We start from the raw sequence: 18,035 nt of genomic DNA, 5'->3' as shown, positions 1-18,035 counted from the left end.
GGACTAGCGCGCATGCGGCCCCCTGCGCGGGGGTGGGGCTGCGACGACTTTGCGTCGGGGTTCGGACGCGACCGGGCGCGCGAAGGATCGACATTAATCCTCCGACGTCTCGTCGATCGCGGCTTGCGACACCCGCGCCTCGGCGGACGGGGCGTGCTCGTAGAGTTGGACCCCCGCCTTGAGGAAGCGCATCGGGTCGACGGCGACCCCGACAAGACGGGTCTCGTAGTGGAGATGCGGGCCGGTGGAGCGTCCCGTAGAGCCGACAAGGCCGATCACCGTATTCGGCTGAACGCTCTGCCCGACGGAGACCTGGAACGCCGACAGGTGGCCGTAGCGCGTAATGACGCCGTTGCCATGGTCGAGCTCGACGAGATTGCCGTAGCCGCCGGTCACTGAGGCTGTGATGACCCGGCCCGCCGCTGTGGCGACGACGCTGGTGCCCACCGGCGCGCGGAAATCCATACCCGCATGCATCGTCGCCACGCCGGTGAACGGGTCCTTGCGCGTTCCGAAGTTACTGGTGAGGTTGCGTTCCGCGGCATCGATCGGGCGGCGCAGCGGCGCCGAATCGGCCGCCACCCGCCAACGGTGCGTCTCGGCGAGCCCCGCATCGATGTGCCGCGTGCCCTCCGCGAATGCGTCGCGCGGCGCAGCTAGCCGCGGCGGCGGTAAAAGAGCCGGCATGACCGGAACGACCCCGATCTCGGCGAGCACGGTGCGGATGCGGACGCCGCCGTTGCGGGCGCCTTGTGCGAGTGCGGCGAGTGCTCCGTTCTGGGTCGCCGCGACGCGGGCCTGGGAGGCATCGAGGGCATCAAACTGGTCCCGCGTCGGCAGGGCGAGTAGTTCCCGGATCCGGTCGGACCGCACTGGGCCGACGCCGTCGAGTGCAGAGCGCGGTCCCGGTGGCGGCGCGGGCTGTCCCGGCGCCGGCCCACCGATGCGCAGAACGTTGGGGGGCGGGGGGGCTCCGCGCGCATCCAGGCGGGTGGACGCGTCCCGCGTCGTCTCGCGGGGGCCCTCGTCGGCTTGCGCCCGCGCGGGCGCGGCCTCCATGGCGGAAGCGCCCCGCGACGGGTCGGCGATGCGCTCGGCGTAGCCCGCGAGCGTCGCCGCACGTGTCTCCAACTCGACCTGCCGGGTCACGATGTCGGCCATCCGGTCGGCCAGGCCGCCTTGCTCCAGCATCTGATGGCTTGCGACGCCGACGAGGCGGCGTGTTAGCGCCCGCACCTTGTCCTCGTAGGCCGCCTTCTGCGTCGCCCCGTCGGCCAGCGCCTGCTCCGCCTCCGCTGCGCCGCGCCAGGCGTACCAGGACGCTGCTGCACCCCAGGCCAGGGCCGGAGCGAGTAGATAGGCGGCCACCTGCCGTCGCGGGCGGCGCGCCGTGGGGCGCGGCCCGGCCGGGACGCTCCGACCGATTTTGGTGCGGGTCCGGTTCAAAGACGCCTTCTTCCCAGCTCGCTTGCGGGGCCTCTCTCGGGCTGCAACCGCTCGAGAGTAGCCCAAGTCGCGCGTGATGTGGACCGCCCGATCCCCGTTTCCCGTCGGCTATAGCGCCGCCACCACAGGTCGGCTGCTGACCTGTGGCGGCGGCGGCGTGCGATGCGATGGACTTGTCTCGTCCATCGGGCGCCGGCATCACGCCGATCGACAAGAAGATCGAGCCCGTCAATGCCGACGACGCCCCGCATTCGCAGAAAACGTTTCGTGGACATTGATCTCGGCCCTGAGGCCGAAACAAGGCGTTCGCTCGACAGCACGCGAGGATTCCCGTTCACATCGTGCCGGTAACTGTGTACCGTCGCGATGCGGCCTGGGCCGCGGGGCGGGGACGGACGATGGGTCAGCCAGCCGCACGCATCACCGACCAGCACACCTGTCCGATGGTGACGGTGCTGGTGCCCCATGTCGGCGGCCCGATCCTGTCGCCCTGCTGCCCCACGGTGCTGATTGGCAACCTACCGGCCGCCCGCATCGGCGACATGGCACTCTGCGTTGGCCCCACCGACGTGATCGTGAAGGCCTCGACCAGCGTTCTCATCGGCGGCAAGCCGGCCGCCCGCATCGGCGACACGACCGCCCATGGCGGGGTGATCGTGACTGGGCTTCCGACGGTGCTAATTGGGGGTTAGGCGCTACGCGCTATCCTCCATAGTGGTCATCCATGTATCGAATATTTGTCACGACCGCGGAAAAATCGATCCATAGCGCGACCATATTGACTGTGTCTGGATTGAATTTGATCAGCATTCGCCTTGTGGATCGGTTAATTTCTTTAATGTATCCACTTGTGCCGGCCATGATTTTGATATTTTCGGGCTTCTGCAGCATGCTAGATTTATCGATCGATATATTCTGATGTGACTTGATATTTTCTATATTGCGGGATGCTTGGACTTTCTGACCTTCGAAGGCGGTGCGCTTCACGTCCGATGACATCGACGGCTTCCTTGCATGTGTATGAACTGCGTTGAGGCAGACATTAAGGCTCCGGTCGCGTAGCCTGACATCCTAGCGCAGTTCTGAGCGATAGCGGAGCCGGCGCCCCGGACGGGCTATACGGACACCTACGCCTCCATGTCGTCGTCCTCCCGGTAGAGCGTTCCCCACTCGGCCTGCCACAGCCCATCCGGGTCGTGCACCACCATCGGCACCTTAAAGTCGTTGGCGAATTTAATCGCCGCGCGGAAGGCGTCCTTCAAGGGAAGTTCGGCCCCGCGGAAGCCCTTCGGGAGCCGTCCGCCGGCAGCCGAGGCGGGACAGGTGATCTGGGCCGACTGCGTGTCGCCGTCGCGCCGGAGCGCCAGTGTCATGGCGTCGGAAGGCGGCTCGTCCACCTGCTCGAAGCTGTTGCTCATCGTCATACCTCGCCTCCATGGGATATCGGCGCCGCATCCGGCGCCATACCGCTTACTGTCCAAGTCGGACCATCACCGTGAGCCGGCCGCTGCGTGCACCGGTTGCATTGCGCATGCCGATCCCGAAGACCACGGGGGTCGGCACATCGACGGACGGCATCGTCGCCGGCGACCGCGCGCTTTCCGCGTACCCGATCGCGACCGGCGGGCCGGACACCTGGGTCACCATGATCTCGACGACGCGCAGGCCCGCCACGAGATTGTCGCTCGTCAGCTCCCGGATCGGAAGCTCGTCGACGATACGGAGCGGCTTCCCGCCCGCGGCCCGGATCGGTTCCAGCCCGTCGAGGTGCAGGCTGTTGAGGCAGGCGAGGCTGGGGGGCGGGCCGGCCGGCCGCCGAGGCGAGTGCTGCCACAAGTACGGCGACCGCGAACACGGCGGCTCGCGCGCCGGTTCGGACCGCGAGGCGGGCGCGACTGTTCGATGGAGAGCGTTGCAGCATCGTGCGTCGACCTCAGGCTTGGTCGAGGCAAGCGAAACAGATGACGACGTAAGCATCCCTGTGGTCTTTCTTGCCTGCGCCACGCTGGAAATCGAAGAGAACGCCCGACCGGTCCTTGCGCGTCGTCTCGTAGCGGGCGTTGGCGGATGCGCCTTCGCGGTTGCTCGTCTACTTCACCCGCTTGCCCGTGGCCGGATCGATGGCCGAGTAGATAGCTCCGGCTGCTCCGGTAAGGAGAATCCAGTGGTCGTCGCAGCTGCCTTTCTTGTAGTCGACGTTGGCCGCCACCGGCTTGCCGCGCTTCAAGTTGGCATCCACGAGGTCGATGTCGCCCTCGTTCAGGCTCGCGGCGAAACCGTACCCGTCGTAGGGCATGCCGAGCGCAGCCGCAGCCTTTCCCATGGCGAGATGGAACCCGCTGAACGCTCCGGCCTTGCGGCAAATCGTGTTGGCCCGATGCGGGTCGAAATCCTTCGGCGTGAGATCCACAGGCCAATATTCGCTTCGCGTGCCGAAGAAGGTCGCCGCCATGGTCAAGCCGCACAACGCACAGTCGTAACGCGCGATGGACTGGTTCTTCTCCCCGTTGCCGTTGCCCTGCGCCTCCTTGTACGAGCCCTGGCGGCAGGGCGTGTAAGGGCCGGAGGCGGGGGCGGCCCACTTCGGCGCGGTGACGGGCTTGCCGGCGGCCGGGGCAAATCCTGCCAGGCCGATAGCGGCGAAGGCTGCGGCATGATCCGGGCGATCTGCACGACGTTGCCATTGAGCGCCTTCCACGTCGTCTGGCTGGGCTCGACCGTGCCGTCGACGGTACGTCGGGACCAGCGACGACCGTCGATTGGAAGGCTTCGATCGCCTTCAGCGGCAGCAATCCGGTAGCTCCGTGGTCCTTGAGCCGTGGAGTGCCCGAGGCTGCGGTTCCATTGAGAAGGTGTTGGACCACCTTCACGTCGCCGGACCGGTTCAATTCGTTTAGTCCGACCGAAGGGGGTATCGTTTTCGGCATTCACCCCTCCTTAATCCGTCAGCGTCCGCTCCCTCCGCGATCCCGGCCTATCCGGCCGCGCCATCCCAGGTGTAGGCGAACTGGTCCGCCTCCGTCGTGACCCGGATGCCGGCGACGGACTCCTTCGCGAGCGCCCGCTTCAGGAACTCCCGCGACAGCTCCGGCAGCAGCGTGTTGGTGATCACGTTGTCGATCATCCGGCCGCCTGAATCCGGGTCGTTGCAGAGCGAGACGATATGCGCGACCACCGCGTCGTCATAGGAGAACGCCGCGTCGTGATTGTCGCGAATGCGGCGGCCGATTCGGTCGAGCTGAAGACGGACGATCCCACCGAGCATGTCCGGCGAGAGCGGGAAGTAGGGGATCGTCACGATACGCCCGAGGAGCGCAGCCGGGAACACCTTGAGCAGCTGCGGGCGCAAAGCCACCGCTAGCGCTTCCGGGTCGCTGGCATAGGACGGATCCTGCGAGAGTTGCATGATCACGTCGGTGCCGACGTTTGAGGTCAGGATGATCAGCGTGTTCTTGAAGTCGATGCGGCGGCCGGTGCCGTCCTCCATCACGCCCTTGTCGAACACCTGGAAGAAGATCTCGTGCACGTCGCCGTGCGCCTTCTCGACCTCGTCCAGCAGGATCACGCTGTAGGGCCGGCGCCGCACCGCCTCCGTGAGCCGGCCGCCCTCGCCGTAGCCTACGTAGCCGGGGGGCGCACCCTTGAGGGTCGAGACGGTGTGCGCCTCCTGGAACTCGCTCATGTTGATGGTGATCATGTTCTGCTCGCCCCCGTAAAGGGCTTCGGCCAGCGCCAGCGCCGTCTCGGTCTTGCCGACACCGGAGGGGCCGCAGAGCATGAACACGCCGATTGGCTTGTTTGGGTTCTCGAGCTTAGCCCTGTTGGTCTCGATGCGTTTGGCGATCATCGCGAGCCCGTGCGACTGGCCGACGACCCGCTTGTTCAGGGTCTCCGGCAGGCGCAGCACCGTCTCGATCTCGTCGCGGACCATCCGGCCGACCGGAATGCCGGTCCAGTCGGAGACCACGGAGGCGACGGCCTGCTCGTCGACATGGGCGTAGATCATGCGCCCCTCCGGATCGATCGCGTCGAGGGCGGCCGAGCGTTCCTTGAGGGTGGTGCGCGCCGTCTCCGGATCCGGCAGCTCGGTCTCGGCCCTCGCCGGCTTGCCGAGGCCGGTGCGCAAGGCGAGGATCTCGTCGACCAGTGCGCGCTCGGAGGCCAACTCCGCCTCCAGTCGGGCCAGTGTCTCGGCGAGACCTTCGCATTCCGCGTCGATCTCGGTGACGCGCGTCTCGTTCGGTGCGCCGAGATCGCGGTCCTCAACGAGGGCCGCGCGCTCCGATTCGCGGGCCGCGATGGCAACCCGAATGTCTTCGATCGCCGCCGGGGTCGCGCTCTGGCTGATGGCGACACGGGCGCAGGCCGTGTCGAGCAGGCTCACCGCTTTGTCGGGCAATTGGCGGGCCGGAATGTAGCGGTGCGAGAACTCGACCGCGGCGACCACCGCCGCATCCGAGATGCGCACGCCGTGATGCTTCTGCATGGGGCCGAGCAGCCCGCGCAGCATGTCGCAGCAGCGCGCCACGTCGGGCTCGCCGATCTGGATCGACTGAAAACGCCGGGTCAACGCCGGGTCCTTCTCGAAATACTGGCGGTACTCTGCCCACGTGGTCGCGGCGATGGTCTTCAATGTGCCGCGGGCGAGCGCCGGCTTCAGGAGGTTGGCGGCGTCTCCTGTGCCGGCAGCACCGCCGGCGCCGATCAGGGTGTGGGCCTCGTCGATGAACAGGATCACCGGGGTTGGCGAGGATTGCACCTCGTCGATCACCGAGCGCAGGCGCTGCTCGAACTCGCCCTTCATTGAGGCGCCGGCCTGCATCAGGCCGATGTCGAGGGCGCAGAGCCGCACGCCCTTCAGCGCGGGCGGGACGTCGCCGGCCGCGATCCGTTGAGCGAAGCCCTCGACCACCGCAGTCTTACCGACGCCGGCCTCTCCGGTGAGGATCGGGTTGTTCTGCCGACGCCGCATTAGCACGTCGATCAGTTGGCGGATCTCATCGTCGCGCCCGCGGATTGGGTCCATCTCGCCCGATGCCGCCTTAGCCGTAAGGTCTTGCGAGAACCGGTCGAGGGCTGTCTGGCCCTTGGCGCTCGCTGCGTCGGCGCCTGGCGTGCCGGCGGCAACGGCGCCCGAGCCGTCCATCGGCCGCAGGTTCTCCTCCTCCGAGCGTGACCAGATCCCGCGGTGCTCGGTGGTGAGCGCCTCCACAGGGATCCGAGCGAACTCCTTCGACAGGGCGATGAAGGCCCGGTTCAACTCGGGCGACTTCAGACCGGCGACGAGGACGTGGCCTGTGCGAATCTGCGTCTCGCCGAAGAATAAGGTCGAGTAGTGCCAACCGCGGTCGAGCAGGTCGACCAGGGTGTTCGACACCCCCGGCATCCCTGTCTCGTTCTTGCGCAAGCCCGCCACCGCCGCGTTGATGTCGGAGAGCAGGCGCGCCCGGTCGAGCTTGTAGGCATCCGCCGTGAGCCCGAGATCGGTCGCGTCGCGCTGAAGCACGTGGAGCAGCCAGTGGGCCAGTTCGACGTTCCGGTTGCCCGCGCCCTTGGCACTGCGCAGCCCCTGGATGAATCCCTCGTAGCCGATCCGATTGAGCTTGCCCGTCACGGTTTCCAGGCTGATGTCGGCCATTGTCATCCCCTTGCGTCGTGTTGTGGGGCCGCGCCAGCGTCTGAGGTCCGGCGTGCGCGTTCAGCCGGATTCATGCGGGCATCGCGGCGATACGCGTCGGCTTGGCCGGGATCTGGGTTGCGCCCCATCCAGCTTGTATAGCCGAGCTGGCCGCCGCCCTCACGGACGAGGCAGAGCGGCCGCACGGCGCGCTCGGGCAGGGCAAGTTCAACCTCGCAGTCGAGTTCCGAGCCGAGATAGAAGAACAGCAGGTCCGCCAGCGGCGTGCACAGCGGGCCGTTCGGCAGGAAGCGCTCGTAGGTCGGAAGATCCTCGGCGTAGAGCCTTAAGCAGATCTTGTCCTCGATGCTGAACACGCTCGCCCCGACGAGGCAATCGAGCCCCAGCCGCGCATGGGCGGCCCCGAGCTGCGTCTGGTCGGCACGCTCGAACGGCAGGAACGCGCCGACGAACTCCTCGACCTCGCAGCGCACGCCGAACAGGCCTTCGACGGCCTGCCGCAGCCGCGAGGCGGATTTCGCCTTCGCGCCGAGCAGACCGGCGAAGGCGAGCCGCCCGATATCCGAGACGGAGTCAAGTGCGTTGAAGATCGGTGAGCCGAGGCCGACGCTGGAACCAACATAGGCGACGAAGCGGTCCTCGCCCGGCCGGTCCGCCTGCGCGATCGGCCTCGCATCCGCCCAGGCGCGGAAGAACAGTTGCAGGAAGCGATGGTTCAGAAGATCGAGAAAGCGCGCGAAGGCATCGTGTCCGGCGTGATCCCAGGTGAGCGCCTCGTCCGTGGTCTGGAGTGGAAGCGCACCCTGCGGCCCGAGGAGGCCGAGGAAGCGCACGAACAGTCTGATCCGGCCTGCTTCATCATTGTCGACGCGATGAATGTTGGCGGCTGGAAACGCGAGGTAGGGATCTTCTCCGAGGCAGACGAAGTCGTCCGAGCGTGTCGCGCTGTCGCCGATGCGCGGCTTGTCGGGAAAGCTGCGCTCGATCAGGCGCAGGGTCCCGAGCAGGTCGAAGTCGTAGGGGCGGGCACGGAGGTCGTCGGCGATGCTCATGTCGGCGCCCGATAGCGTTCCGACCGGTCGGCCATAGCGACGTGGACGGGCAACACGGGGATGCCGACGCCAGGGCGGACGCACCATTGGTGCGCATGCCCTACACCGGGCGGATAATGCTGATCGCTCGACCACGCGACGTAGGCGAGACCGTCCGGAAATTTCGTGGTGAGTTCATAGGTGTATTCGGAGCGGGCCGGCAGCCGTGCGAAGGTGTAGATGAGCACGCCGTTTTTGAAATGACCGGGTTCGAAGCCGAGGCGACCCTCCATCGCCGGGACGTCAAGACCGCTGATAGAACTCTCTGTGGTAAAGCAACCGCCAACCATCGTGACGACGGCATCAGCGATGGGCTTGACCTTGATGAGCGAAAACGGACCACGAAGCGACCAAAGCGCGCGGCCTTTCATCTCGTTGATATCGGACCGCCAATCGGGCTTGCGCGCCATTTCATTGCCTCCGTCTGTCGGCGCGACGCAGACGTGGTTTCACAACGGCCTCCGCGCGCCGAGCCGCGGCGGCCAGCGCATGATCTCGCCACGCTCCACCGTGCGTAGAACTGTCTGGGTGAAGTGGTTGAGCCCGGAATATTCGGAGAAGAAGCGGTCGAGCACGGCGCCGAGCAGGAACACCCCCGTTCCCTCGAAGGCCTTATCCTCGGCCAACACCGTGATCTCGGTACCCCGCGCCGTGCCGGTCCCCGTGCGTTGCCGCAGGCGCCGGACCACCGGGCGGCTGTCGACGGAGCGCAGGCCGCGGATGCGCCGTTCCACGGTGCCCTGGCTCAGGTCGGCGAACAGCATCAGGACCTCGCGCAGCGCCTCGGCGTCGCGTCCAGCGCCACGGGCAACGAGGCCGAGGTGGTTGAGGCTGAGGATGTTAAGGAGCCGCCACGCCACCGTGCCGGTATGCGCCATCTCCGTCCGACTCTGGAGCGCACCGACCACGGCCTCTCGCGGCCGCGTCGGCCCGACTACGCAGCCCACCGGCAGCGCGGCATCGTCGAGGAAGTGCAGATCGAACGCGCCGACGCTCGTCGGCAGTTGCTCCGGTAGGTGACGGTTCGTGCACAGCGCCCGGACGCTGATCTCCGAGACCCCCCCGTCCTCACTGATCCGCGTCGGCTCGGAGAGCGAGAGGAACATGTCCGTCCCTGTGTAGTCGGACACCACGCCGTAGGCGCGCTCGGTGCCGGTGCGCAAGCGCGGGCGGCGGCGCACGGTGTAGGCCAATGGCGCCCGCGCCCGGACCGGGCTGCCGGGCTGGCTCCCCGGGGCGTAGAGCGGCGGCACCGGCACCTTGTCCGCCCGGCCGCTATAATGCGCACCGACCTCCAGGATCTGGTGGACCTCGTAGTCCAGCGCACGGCTGCGATCGGGGACGAGGTGGTATTCGTGCTGACGAGTGCTGACGGCCACCCGGTCGAGCGACATCCGGAACAGGTTCGTGGCCGGCACCGCGTGCAACGCGAAGGCGTCGGCCTGCACTGCCGCAGGCAGGCGCGGGTTGCTTTCGTCGAACGTCACGATCAGCTCGACGGTGCGCGCCTTCAGCCGCTCCTTGAAGGCGTCGAGCCCGGTGATCGCGAAGCCGAGGAACTTGCGCGGGAACAGGAAGTAGTCGCGCAGCACGTCGAAGCCCTCGAACACCCGCAAGTCGTTCGGGATCAGGGCGTCCTCCGGCTCGAATCCAAGTGGCTCCAGCGCGTCGTCGGGCAGTCGAAGCGTCACCGGGTCGCCATTGGCGTCGAGGTAGCGGAAATACGCCGCCGTCCGGTTGGCGAAGATCTGCTCCAGAAGCGCCACGGCCTCTGCCTCTGGGCCGACGAGGTGGATCGGCAGCGAGCGGATCGGACCGTTCGCGAACCACGCCGCCGGGGTCTTGGCCGCCTCGTGATCCGGCATCTCGCCCGCCGGCTCCTTGGCCATGCGGTGCGCCAAGACGATGCGCAGGCCGGCCACGGTCTCGCGCCCCGCAGGGACGCCGAGCGCCTGCAGCGCACTCGGCGTCGTGTGGTAATCGGCCCGGGTGATCTCGTAGGGCCAGATTGTCAGGTCGGACGTGGTGCGGAAACGGCAGGTTACCTGCCGTAGCTCTTCGCGGTAGGTCGAATCGATGTAGGCCCCGCGCGGAATGCGGTATCCGGCGCGAAGCGCCGCGTCGCCGAATATCGGCGAGACCCGCGCCATGAGCGCCGATGGGGTCGGCGCTAGGTAATTGGGGACCAACTGCTCCAGCAGGTTCGCCGTGAATTCGGGGAACTCGTGTTTGAGCTTGAGCTGCACGCGCGCCGCGAGGAAAGCCGCCCCCTCTAGCATCCCGAGCAACATCGGGTCGGCGCGTTCGTCGAGCAAGCCGCCAAGGCGCTCAGCGATACCGGGATAGGCGTCGGCGAACTCCACCGCCTGCTCGCGCAGGACGCTGAGCTCGCGGTTGTAGAGGTGAAGGAACTCCTGGTTCATCGCCGCTGGATCACGATCTTGCCGGTATCCCGCTCGAGGTCGGCAAGAAATTGTACCTGCAGCTTCAGTGGCTCAGAATCGAGGTCTGCGGCAACGACGAAACGCAATTTCAGGCTGTCGGGATCGACGCGCCGGTCGCGGGTGACGCGGATCGACTCCCGGACGAGCCGCGGTTCGAACGTCGCCAGCACCCAAGCGAGTTCATCGCCAATATCATCGACGCCGCCCTCACCGATCGTGCGATGGACCATGTCAGGAAAGCCGAAATTAAGGATCGACGCCCGCACCTCAGGGTATTCGGACAGGTCAGTCCCGGCGGCGAAGTTGACGGTGTTCATCAGTCCGGAAAGTTCGGTCGCGACGACGCCGTGGAGGTCGCGCTCCGATATAGAGGCGCGGCCGAGGCTGAGACGCCCAGAAACGACGCCCTCAGTCCCCGGGTCGGGTGCCTTGGCCGACATGCCCCGGTCACGCTCCTCGAACGCCCTGCGGAAGGCCTGGGCCACGGGAATTCGGACGCGGGTCGTCATCTTCGCTGTCCGGCCATGGCGTAGGAGGGAGCGGGAGCGAACCGGCCCGGACTATCCGGAACGGAGATCGTCCCGGGACGCGCACGCCCGGGACGACGGTGTGGCCGCTCAGGCCGCGGCGTTCTGAGCGACGTTCCAGGCCGCTTCGGGAGCCGCGCCCTTGCCGCCGGACTTGTCCTGCGTCGTGTAGACGTACTTGAACTCACGGAAGTTGAGCGTGATGTTCTCGGTCAGCCGATCCTCGCCGCCCGAACCGCCAAGTGAAACGTGCGTGACGATGATGTCCTTCAACTCGATCTTGATGTACTCGACCGGGTTCTCGCCAGCCTTGCGAACGATCAGCGTGCCCTTGGAGATATGCTTTCCGTTACAGCAATGCAGCATCAGCGTCGCCGAAGCCTTGTCGATGTACTTCGTGACGCTAAGGTCCTGGATGTGCACCTTTCCCGAACCAGAGCCCGAACCCATATGCGTGGTTCCAGACTGACTCGCGCCCCAGCTCCACGCGAGAATGTCAATCTTGTCTTTGTGCGTCTTGTCTTGGGCCTCGCCCTTGATGCCCTCGAGGTCGAGGAAGATGTCCAATGCCATGATGACGCTCCTGGTCTGATTCGCAGGGTGAAGAGGGGAACGGCCGGTCCGCCGCGGACCGCGCCGCGTCGGCCGACGAGGTTCTGCCGCGGGAGGAAGACGGTGGTCTAGGCGACCGGTGCGGGGAGGCGGGAGACTAGGCTCATGCCGATATCCATGCCTTCCAGTTGGTAGTGCGGCCTCAGAAAGAAGCGCGCCGAGTAGTAGCCGGGATTCTCTTCGTTTTCGAAGACGTCGACGCGCGCGTCCCGCAGGGGCTTGCGGGCCTTGGTTTGCTCGGATGAGTTGATCGGATCACCGTCGACGTATTGGTTGATCCATTCCTGCAGCCACTTGGTGAGCTGCTCCTTCTCCTTGGTGGAGCCGACCTTGTCGCGAACCATGCACTTCAGGTAGTGCGCAAAACGCGAGACCGCGAACATGTACGGCAGGCGTGACGAGAGGTTGTCCGATGCGGTCGCCTCGACGCCTTTCTCGCCAAAGAACGTCTTCGGCTTGTAAAGGGATTGGGCGCCGATGAATGCGGCCTTGTCCGAGTTCTTGCGGTGGATCAGGGGGATTAGGCCGGCCTTGGCGAGTTCCGCCTCGCGCCGGTCGCTGATTGCGATCTCGGTGGGGCATTTCAGGTCAACGCCGCCATCGTCCGTCGGGAAGGTGTGGCTCGGCAGATTTACCACCTCGCCGCCCGATTGCACGCCGCGGATGCGGACGGTCCATCCGCATTCCTTGTAAGCGCGGTTGATGTTCACGGCCATCGCGTAGGCCGCGTTCATCCAGGCGTAGTTCTCGCCGGCATGGCCGTCGCTCTGCTCCTCGAAAGCGAATTCCTCCACCGGCTCGGTCTTGGCGCCGTAGGGGACGCGAGAGAGTACGCGCGGCAGGCACAGACCCATGTATCGCGAGTCCGGCGCGTCGCGGAGCGACTTCCAGGCGGCGTAGTCGGGGGTGTCGAAAACCTTGCCGATGTCGCGGGGATTGCTCAGTTCGGTAAAGCTGTCCATGCCGAGCAAAGTCGGGTCCGCGGCTGCGAAGAACGGCGCATGGGCGGCGCCGGCGATCTTGCTCAGATCGCGCATCAGCGACACGTCGGTCGGCTGGTGACTGAAATAATAGTCGCCGATCAGGCAGCCGAACGGCTCGCCGCCGAGCTGGCCGAACTCCGATTCGTAGACCTGCTTAAACAGCGGACTCTGGTCCCACCGCGCGCCTGGATACTGCCGAAGCTCTCGGTACAACTCGGTCTTCGACGCGTTGAGGACGCGGATCTTCAGCGTCGCGTCCGTCTCGGAATTCATCACGAGGTAGTTGAGACCGCGCCAAGCCGACTCGATCCGCTGGAACTCCTCGGCGTGCAGGATCTCGTTGACCTGCGCGGTCAGGCGCCGATCCAGCTGCGCGATCATCTCCTCGACGGTATCGAGGACATCGTCCTTGATCACGTCCGCATTGGCCAGCGCTTGGTTCACCAGGGCGACGACGGCGTTCTCGACCTCAGTCTTCGCCCGGTCGTTCCGCGGCTTGAAGCTCGATTTCAGGAGGGCCGAGAAATCGTCTTGCTCGGTCGTCGCAGCCGCGGCGTCGTCCCGCTGATGCTCATAGTCCGTCATTCCTGCCGACATGGTTGCCTCTTGGAAGTCCCGTTCCGCGCCTGCCCTCGCGGCGATGCCCGATTCGTTTCCGATCGAGCATCGCCGCGAGCCTTCGTCCGTCACGCTCGCGCTTCGGCCCACTGCCGAGCCGTCGCCCGCCGACGCGTGTCCGCGCCGCTCAAGCCTCCGGCTCGTCGGAAGCAGGCTGACGACCCACGATCTGCTGGCGCAGGGCGGCCATCTTCTCAGGATCCTTTAACAGGTCCCGGATTTGGTCGTTAGCGGCGGACTTGCCGTCCATGTAGCGCAGAAGGTTCGCGAGCTGTTCGCGCGTCTCTAGAAGCTTCGCCAGAGGCTCCACCTGCCGCGCCACGGCGGCTGGACTAAAGTCGGCCATGCTGTTGAACTGGAGGTTCACCGAAAGCTTGTCGTCCTCATTCTCGGACAACTTGTTGCGGACCCGAAAGCTCGAGCCCGGCTTGATCGCCCCCATGCGGCGATCGAAGTTGTCCATGTCGAACTCGACGAACTTGCGGTCACCGACCTTCTCCTTCTCGACGCCGGGGGCGTTGCCCGAGAGATCGGCCATCACGCCCATGACGAACGGAAGCTCGATATTCTTCTCGGCATCATAAGGATCTTCATAGGTGATGTGCACCCGCGGAGGTCTGTTCCTTTTGATGAATTTCTGCCCGGAATCTGACATCCGCTTCCCTCAACAGTCGTCCGGCCGGCACCCGCCGCGTGGGTTCCATCTCGCTAGGTATTGAAAAAACGAGATTCAGGGTGCGGTGCACCTTAAGCTCGGCTATCCACCGGACCGACATTCAATATAGAGGCGCTGCAAAGTCAAGGATCCGATTGAGCCGAAGCAGCGTTAATCGCTCTCACGTGCGAGCCGCACGCCCGGCAGCACATCAGAGAGGATCGTCAGGAAGTCCTTGTCCGCCATCGCGCAGGCGCGATCCGTAAAAAGCGGGATCGGGCTGGACGGCTCGCGAGACCGGTAGAAGTTGCCGACCTTCCGAAGCAACGCGATCGCTTCCGGGCGGCTCGTCGCTACGAAGTAAGGGACCGCAACATCCGGCGCACCCACGGAGGCAACCGACCCCTCATCCTCCGATCGCACCGCCTTGTCGCCGTTCTCCATCATGCGGTCGACGCGAAGCAAGAATGATTTCTCCGGGGTGGGACCGATATGGATTGTCGCCTCCTCGGCATGATCTGGCAGCAGAGTACGGATCATCTCGTGAAACGGCAGGCCGATCAGGCGCGCCGCCTGCCGCACGAGCAGGGCGGCTGGGCTCGAGCGCTCGAACGCATCGAAATACGCACTGACGGCCGAGAGCGCCGCAGCGGCTTCGACGAAGCCGGACACAGTGCCCGGCGCCGACGCGGTAGGCACGAGCGGCGGGTCGATGCCGGAGGAACTCGACTCGCCGGGCGGAGCCGGTGCTGCAGCTTCCCCGCCGCCGAGGAAGGCGATGATGCCGTCGGCGACCGCGACGAGTCGATCGAGCCTGACCGCGTTCTGGCCACCCGTCGCTTGCGCCGACGTCTCGCCGATCGAGAGTGCGGCCGCGTGCAGCCGCCGCGCGTCGGCATTCACGGCTTCGATGGTTGCGGGGTCGGCATCGTGCAGCGCCCGGTCGAGCTCACTGGAATCGAGCGTCGTCTCGCCGGTCCGCGCCTGCGCATTGCCACTCGCCACCGCGACCGTGCGCAGGGTGATCGACCCGAACCGTCGGTTCGAGAACAGCGGCAGATGCTGGAGCGGCATAATCATGGTCGGCGCGTCGTCCAGCGCCTGGAGTACGGCGATGCGGTAGCCGAATTCACCGTCCTCGCCGCGCGGATGGACGGCGTCCCATTGTTTGCTCAAGAGCGATGCGATCGCCTCGAGGCAGTTCGCACAGGCCGTGAGGTCACGGTCCAGCGCGTGCAGGCGGCAGCAAATGGAGAGCAGCCGCATATCCCGCGTTGCTTCCAACAGTGGCACGACCAGCGAAGAGAGTTTCGCGTATTCGGCCTTGAACTCCGCCGATCGCTCGAAGGGGACCGATCGCCCGCCGTCGTAGGTGAAGAACGAGGCGGGCAGCAGCGACTCGACCCGAGCCATAAACTGCAGGAAGTCGGGATCGCCTTCGAAGTCGAGGTCCGGCCCGGAGGGCTCAGCCTCAGTGACCGGTTTGAGGAACGCAGCATAATCCGGCGCGGCCATGACGATGCAATCGGATCGACGCGTTGGCTTCGAGACGCGCGCTACTCTCCGCGCAGGCGTGCCTCGACGCGCCGATTCGCCGGATCGTCCGGGTTACCGGTGCGGGGACGGGCCTTGCCGAAGGCTTTCGCTTCCAAACGGTCGGCCTCGACCCCGTGCTCGGACAGATAACTGACAACCGAGCGGGCGCGGCGCGCCGAAAGATCGAGGTTGAACGCGTCACCGCCCTTGGAGTCGGTGTGACCCTCGACCATGAAGGCCGTGCTGCCGAGCTGCGCCCCGCGCAGGGCCTTGGCGAACTCGTCGAGGTTGGCGCGGGCACTCGAGGTGAGCACGTCCGAGTTGTAGTCGAAGGTGACGATCAGATCGAAGCCGCTGCTGACCTTAGGGCGATTCGGCACGCCCTTGGCGCACTCGCTCTCAGCGCCGATGCACAGGGCGCGAGAGGGGCCGAGATCCGGGAGAAAATGCCGCTCGATGTCGGCGGCGTGGTAGGATGGCTTGTCCTCCGCGACGGCCGCCCCGGCGAGCGCCAGCAAGCCGCCGAGACCCACTGCCAACTTCGAAAACGCCCGTTCCATGTCCAATCCCCTGATCGCCGCTCGACTATGCTGGTCAACCCCGTTACTGTCAAGCTGCGCGCAGGGGTGCGAGCGCCTACAGGACGTTGGAAGGCATGCCGTCGGAACTCGGTCAATCTACCCGGATCGCGAGGCTTAAGACTCCCGTCGAGGGCGATAAGCTGGTTTTGTCCCGTTTCGATGCCGATGAAGGCCTGAGCGAGCTGTTCGAGTATCGGATTGATGCACTGAGCACGCAAGAAAACATCGACTTCTCGCGTTCGGTCGGACGTCCCTGCACCGTATCGGTCCAGAGCTACCTTGGCGCGGAACGGCACTTCAACGGCGTCCTCGTGGAGGCGCAATGGGTCGGCGTGCAGGGAGCTCTCTACGCCTACCGCCTTGTCCTCAGGCCGTGGCTCTGGTTGCTTGGCCGACGGAGCGACTGTCGCATCTTCAAGAATAAGAATGTCATCAAGATCATCAAAGAGGTCTTCGATAAGGCCGGCTTCAGCGACTACAGGGTCAAGGCCAGCGAGTCGGACTTTCCCGAGATCGAGTATTGTGTCCAGTACCGAGAGACCGACCTGGTATTCGTCTCGCGATTGATGGAAGAGTTTGGACTCTACACTTACCACGTCCATACCAAGGACAAGCACGAGCTCGTTTTGGCGAACGCGAAGTCATGCCATGAGAAGGTTTCCGGCCCGGCCGCCAAGCTCTCGTTTGTCCCGCATGCGGAGAAGAACCGTCGCACCGCCGAGCACGTGTACCACTGGGTCACCGAACGGCGATTTCGGACGGGGAAGTTCGCGCTCAACGACTACGACTACCTCAAGCCGACCGCGGACCTGAAGTCCGATGCTCGCGGCTCGGAAAGTTACGAGAAGGCGTCGTTCGAGAGCTACGACTACCCGGGCCGCTACATCGAGAAGGGTCACGGGGAGAAGTTCGCCAAAATCAGGCTTCAGGCCGAGCAGGCACTCGACCATCGCAAGCACGCGGCAGGCGATGCGGTGAGCCTGTTTCCGGGCGGGCTATTTCAGCTGTCGCGTCACCCGACCGACGATGCGGAATACCTCGTGGTGCGCGCCACGCACAGCTTCGTCGCCGAGGACTACGCATCCGGCGCCGGAGCTCAGGCCGACGAGATTTACCACGGCCATTACGAGTTGCTGAAGAGCGAGGTCCCTTACCGCGCCCCTATCGTGACCCCGAAACCGCTGATTCGTGGGCCCCAAACCGGGATTGTCGTTACTCGCGACAAGTCCAAGGGCGAGGAGATTGACGTGGATGAGGAAGGTCGCATCTTCGTTCAGTTCCACTGGAACCGTGACAAGTCCCTGATTTCACGGCCGGTGCGCGTAGCCCAGATGTGGTCGGGAAAGTCCTGGGGCTGGCAGTTCATCCCGCGGGTCGGTCAGGAGGTTGTGGTCGAGTTCCTCGAGGGTGACCCCGATCAGCCGCTCGTGGTCGGCACGGTGTACAACAAGGACTACAAGTTTCCGTATCCGCTGCCGGACAACAAAACCATCTCCGGGGTGAAGACCGATTCGACCAAGGGGCACGGCGGCTACAACGAGTTCCTGTTCGAGGACAAGAAGAGCGAGGAGAACATCAAGCTCCGCGCGGAAAAGGACCATGATTCGGTGATCCGCCACGCCGAGACGCGGGTTATCGGCGAGACCTTCGAGACGCCGGCCGGCTCTGCCTCGCGCTCGACCACGCTGAAGAACGGGGACGAGAAACTTAAGGTCGCCAGCGGCAACTGGGACGCGGACATCGCGCAGAAGATCCACTTCAAGGCCGGCGTCCAGATCGTGTTCGAGGTCGGCGCGAGCAAGATTACCATGACGCCGGCGACGATCAAGATCGAGTCGGGCGAGATCAAGCTGGAAGGTGCTGCCGATATTATCCAGACCGCGCCGCTCATCAAAATAAACTGA

General features: G+C 65.4%; 16 protein-coding genes. 2 read left to right on the top strand and 14 right to left on the bottom strand.

The features are described from left to right. Positions 1-93: 93 nt before the first annotated feature. Positions 94-1,368: a M23 family metallopeptidase gene (locus MFF13_RS17665; RefSeq protein ID WP_238272634.1), complete on the bottom strand. Its 1,275-nt coding sequence runs from the start codon at positions 1,366-1,368 to the stop codon at positions 94-96. A gap of 476 nt (positions 1,369-1,844) precedes the next feature. Here MFF13_RS17665 and MFF13_RS17660 point away from each other — a divergent pair, with 476 nt between their 5' ends. Further along, positions 1,845-2,138, top strand: a complete 294-nt coding sequence (locus tag MFF13_RS17660) for a PAAR domain-containing protein (RefSeq protein WP_238272633.1) — start codon at positions 1,845-1,847, stop codon at positions 2,136-2,138. Positions 2,139-2,573: 435 nt separating this feature from the next. Here MFF13_RS17660 and MFF13_RS17655 read toward each other — a convergent pair whose 3' ends face one another. The 13 genes from MFF13_RS17655 to MFF13_RS17595 form a co-directional block, all read right to left on the bottom strand. Then, a complete protein-coding gene (locus tag MFF13_RS17655) occupies positions 2,574-2,870 on the bottom strand; it encodes a hypothetical protein (RefSeq protein WP_238272631.1) in 297 nt (98 codons plus the stop codon). Between the two features lie 46 nt (positions 2,871-2,916). After that, a complete protein-coding gene (locus MFF13_RS17650; RefSeq protein ID WP_238272630.1) occupies positions 2,917-3,282 on the bottom strand; it encodes a hypothetical protein in 366 nt (121 codons plus the stop codon). Positions 3,283-3,535: 253 nt separating this feature from the next. Beyond that, positions 3,536-4,144, bottom strand: a complete 609-nt coding sequence (locus tag MFF13_RS17645) for a hypothetical protein (RefSeq protein WP_238272629.1) — start codon at positions 4,142-4,144, stop codon at positions 3,536-3,538. A 276-nt stretch (positions 4,145-4,420) separates the two neighbouring features. Further along, entirely contained in the window at positions 4,421-7,084 is a 2,664-nt protein-coding gene (gene tssH, locus MFF13_RS17640; protein WP_238272628.1) for a type VI secretion system ATPase TssH, read from the bottom strand. Positions 7,085-7,086: 2 nt separating this feature from the next. Beyond that, entirely contained in the window at positions 7,087-8,136 is a 1,050-nt protein-coding gene (gene tssG / locus MFF13_RS17635) for a type VI secretion system baseplate subunit TssG (protein ID WP_238272627.1), read from the bottom strand. Next, positions 8,133-8,585, bottom strand: a complete 453-nt coding sequence (locus MFF13_RS17630) for a hypothetical protein (protein ID WP_238272625.1) — start codon at positions 8,583-8,585, stop codon at positions 8,133-8,135. The genes tssG and MFF13_RS17630 overlap by 4 nt, the downstream gene beginning before the upstream one ends. 39 nt (positions 8,586-8,624) lie before the next feature. Further along, on the bottom strand, positions 8,625-10,598 hold the full coding sequence (tssF, locus tag MFF13_RS17625; RefSeq protein ID WP_238272624.1) for a type VI secretion system baseplate subunit TssF: 1,974 nt from the start codon (positions 10,596-10,598) through the stop codon (positions 8,625-8,627). After that, entirely contained in the window at positions 10,595-11,128 is a 534-nt protein-coding gene (locus tag MFF13_RS17620) for a type VI secretion system baseplate subunit TssE (protein WP_238272623.1), read from the bottom strand. Before MFF13_RS17620 ends, tssF begins: the two co-directional genes overlap by 4 nt. 108 nt (positions 11,129-11,236) lie before the next feature. Then, positions 11,237-11,719 (bottom strand): Hcp family type VI secretion system effector, encoded by a 483-nt coding sequence (locus MFF13_RS17615; protein WP_238272622.1) that lies wholly within the window; start codon positions 11,717-11,719, stop codon positions 11,237-11,239. Positions 11,720-11,826: 107 nt separating this feature from the next. Further along, entirely contained in the window at positions 11,827-13,326 is a 1,500-nt protein-coding gene (gene tssC, locus MFF13_RS17610; RefSeq protein ID WP_238272648.1) for a type VI secretion system contractile sheath large subunit, read from the bottom strand. Positions 13,327-13,486: 160 nt separating this feature from the next. Then, on the bottom strand, positions 13,487-14,014 hold the full coding sequence (gene tssB, locus MFF13_RS17605; RefSeq protein WP_238272621.1) for a type VI secretion system contractile sheath small subunit: 528 nt from the start codon (positions 14,012-14,014) through the stop codon (positions 13,487-13,489). Between the two features lie 171 nt (positions 14,015-14,185). Next, complete coding sequence (locus tag MFF13_RS17600) at positions 14,186-15,529, bottom strand: type VI secretion system protein TssA (protein ID WP_238272620.1); 1,344 nt, start codon at positions 15,527-15,529, stop codon at positions 14,186-14,188. A gap of 41 nt (positions 15,530-15,570) precedes the next feature. Beyond that, complete coding sequence (locus tag MFF13_RS17595; RefSeq protein ID WP_238272619.1) at positions 15,571-16,110, bottom strand: OmpA family protein; 540 nt, start codon at positions 16,108-16,110, stop codon at positions 15,571-15,573. A gap of 95 nt (positions 16,111-16,205) precedes the next feature. Here MFF13_RS17595 and MFF13_RS17590 point away from each other — a divergent pair, with 95 nt between their 5' ends. Then, positions 16,206-18,035, top strand: coding sequence for a type VI secretion system Vgr family protein (locus MFF13_RS17590; protein WP_238272618.1), 1,830 nt, complete (start codon positions 16,206-16,208; stop codon positions 18,033-18,035).

It is taken from the genome of Methylobacterium cerastii (genome assembly GCF_022179125.1).
GTDB classification, from domain to species: domain Bacteria; phylum Pseudomonadota; class Alphaproteobacteria; order Rhizobiales; family Beijerinckiaceae; genus Methylobacterium; species Methylobacterium cerastii.
This window is presented reverse-complemented; position numbering and strand designations above follow the sequence as displayed.

Bases quoted from the DNA above. Each gene is read 5' to 3' on its own strand.
- MFF13_RS17660 (WP_238272633.1), top strand. From the start codon at position 1,845: ATGGGTCAGCCAGCCGCACGCATCACCGACCAGCACACCTGTCCGATG.
- MFF13_RS17655 (WP_238272631.1), bottom strand. From the start codon at position 2,870: ATGACGATGAGCAACAGCTTCGAGCAGGTGGACGAGCCGCCTTCCGAC.
- tssH (WP_238272628.1), bottom strand. From the start codon at position 7,084: ATGGCCGACATCAGCCTGGAAACCGTGACGGGCAAGCTCAATCGGATC.
- tssG (WP_238272627.1), bottom strand. From the start codon at position 8,136: ATGAGCATCGCCGACGACCTCCGTGCCCGCCCCTACGACTTCGACCTG.
- MFF13_RS17630 (WP_238272625.1), bottom strand. From the start codon at position 8,585: ATGGCGCGCAAGCCCGATTGGCGGTCCGATATCAACGAGATGAAAGGC.
- tssF (WP_238272624.1), bottom strand. From the start codon at position 10,598: ATGAACCAGGAGTTCCTTCACCTCTACAACCGCGAGCTCAGCGTCCTG.
- MFF13_RS17620 (WP_238272623.1), bottom strand. From the start codon at position 11,128: ATGACGACCCGCGTCCGAATTCCCGTGGCCCAGGCCTTCCGCAGGGCG.
- MFF13_RS17615 (WP_238272622.1), bottom strand. From the start codon at position 11,719: ATGGCATTGGACATCTTCCTCGACCTCGAGGGCATCAAGGGCGAGGCC.
- tssC (WP_238272648.1), bottom strand. From the start codon at position 13,326: ATGACGGACTATGAGCATCAGCGGGACGACGCCGCGGCTGCGACGACC.
- tssB (WP_238272621.1), bottom strand. From the start codon at position 14,014: ATGTCAGATTCCGGGCAGAAATTCATCAAAAGGAACAGACCTCCGCGG.
- MFF13_RS17600 (WP_238272620.1), bottom strand. From the start codon at position 15,529: ATGGCCGCGCCGGATTATGCTGCGTTCCTCAAACCGGTCACTGAGGCT.
- MFF13_RS17595 (WP_238272619.1), bottom strand. From the start codon at position 16,110: ATGGAACGGGCGTTTTCGAAGTTGGCAGTGGGTCTCGGCGGCTTGCTG.
- MFF13_RS17590 (WP_238272618.1), top strand. From the start codon at position 16,206: ATGCCGTCGGAACTCGGTCAATCTACCCGGATCGCGAGGCTTAAGACT.